This window comes from Streptomyces sp. NPDC058619 (genome assembly GCF_042717785.1).
GTDB lineage: Bacteria > Actinomycetota > Actinomycetes > Streptomycetales > Streptomycetaceae > Streptomyces.
Window position 1 is genome coordinate 1 of sequence record NZ_JBHXQN010000155.1, and the last position, 1,898, is coordinate 1,898.

Annotated in this window: 1 protein-coding gene and 1 pseudogene; both read right to left on the reverse strand. The window is 67.8% G+C overall.

Annotated elements, in window-relative coordinates:
• Positions 1-135: 135 nt before the first annotated feature.
• Positions 136-607, reverse strand: a pseudogene (locus tag ACFWTC_RS38875) (transposase); the annotation flags it as partial.
• Positions 608-1,127: 520 nt separating this feature from the next.
• A complete protein-coding gene (locus ACFWTC_RS38880) occupies positions 1,128-1,445 on the reverse strand; it encodes an SH3 domain-containing protein (protein ID WP_383933584.1) in 318 nt (105 codons plus the stop codon).
• Positions 1,446-1,898 lie beyond the last annotated feature (453 nt).

Here is a 1,898-nt window from a genome sequence, read left to right on the forward strand (position 1 = left end):
ACCTGGACCCTAGACAAGTCCCATCGTTGCAGGTCAGGAGCACTCTTCTCGTTTCCGATCATCCATCGGACGCGCAGCCACGTGAAAGCGCGAGGTTAGTACTGCAACGGTCTTTGGCGTGTCTAAGCTTGACGTTTATCCAGATCTGCTGCTTGTGGTGGTTGCCGTGAGGTCCGGTTGGCCCTGTTTTCCGACGGTGCGTTCGCGTGCACGGTGCTTGTTCTTCGTGCCGATTGGTCGGCCTGGGCCTGCGGTGCTGGGTTTCGGTGCACCGGCCGGTTGAGGGGCCTTGCCGTGGAGGCGGCGAAATCCTCGGCGACCCGTGCAGGGGTGAGACGTCCTTGGCGTGCGGGCCGCTCCCAGGGTCTGCGAAGGTCCTCGGCAAGGGGCCGGGCCAGGCGGAGCTGGGTGTGGCGGCGATGACCAGCCAGGTCCAACGGTCAGCGGCGGCCGGCTCGCGGAGTTTGGGAGCCGTCCAGCCCAGTGTCTGCTTGAACATCCTGAAGGTGTGTTCCAGGTCGAATCTGCGCAGGAACGCCTGCCAGAGCCGGTCCACGTCCCCGGCGGTGGCATCGGTGGCCGACCACCACAGCCAGATCGGCCGGGGGTAGCGGTCGCCGCGAAGGTGGTCGACCGAAGACGGGGTTGAGGAGCCGGTGACGTTGTCCACGGGCGGAGCCGTCGTAAGCGGGCCCACGGCGTGCCAGGCGGCTTCAAGCAAGCAAGCGCCACACCCGAGATCTGCTCGACTTGCCCGCCCCGCTGTGCGCCGCTACTGGGCGAGGTCGGGGCTTCGAATCAGTGCTGCGGCCGGTGACCCGGTCCAGGGGGCAATCCTGTGCCCGGGGGCGAAACCGGCGTAGGGGCCCGGGGTGAGGTCCCGTACCCCGGGGGTCTGCCCGCCCGGGATACGGGGGCTTACGCAGTGCCGGCTTGATCGGTTGGGCTACCGGCGGGGGCGGCCGGGACCGGGGACGCTCTCCAGGTCCCCTTCGGGCCCTGCGGCTGGTGTGGCGGGTCTACTCGCGGGGTGGGTACCGTCGGGCCCTGTGCCCGAGTGAGCGGTTGCCGCCGACCTGCCGCCGGGCCCCGGAGCCGGGACTGAGTCCGGCCTCGGCCCTGCTGGGTCAGCAGTAGCGGACCCATTCGTGGGGGTGGACGTAGCGCGCGTCGCCCCAGCCGCTTCCGTCGGCCAGGTGGTACCAGCCGTCCTGCTCGCAGGTGAGCTTAACGTGTCTGCCCGGTTCCAGGCTCCACACCACGTGCGAGTGGGTCCACGGGTGCTGGCGGACGTTGAGCTCGATCCAGGACGTCACCGTCGCCGACACGCCGTGATCATGGTGGTGGGACTGGGGGGCCGCTCCGGCCGCGCCGATGCCCGCCACACCAAAACCCACAGCCAGGACAGCGCCGGCCAGACCGCGCCCCATCGTGCGTCTGTTCATCGCGGAACTTCCCTTCGTGCGCCCCCTTGCCACTGCGCCCCAGGCTTGCGAATGCCCGGCACCGCAAGCCACCGGCTTGAGCCTCCACCAGGTGATTCGGCAGCACTCGGTCACCGGATTGGTAGGAAATAAGCTCATCTGTTGGAGCCGGAATGGAATGTACAGCTATCGAGCCGCAACGTGCTGCGACCACGTGTGGGCTGCGAACACGCGAAGCGGGCATGCCGCTGACGCAATGCGCTGGCGGTAAGCCTGTTACCGCCTTGGAGCGGTCCGTTAGGTCCTCAAGACTTTCCTCGTCCCCGCAGGAACCCGATCCATACGGGCGCCCGAAGGGGATGCCGGTGGACCAGCGTGAAGGAGACTTCCCAATGAAGCTGTCAAGCCGACGCCGTGACCGATGGTGTGGCTTGGTAGCACGCTCCGTCGCGGAGCATGGCCCACAGGACGTTG

What these genes read in the sequence shown, in the direction of transcription:
- ACFWTC_RS38880 (WP_383933584.1), bottom strand. Translation starts at nt 1,445, where the DNA reads ATGAACAGACGCACGATGGGGCGCGGTCTGGCCGGCGCTGTCCTGGCT.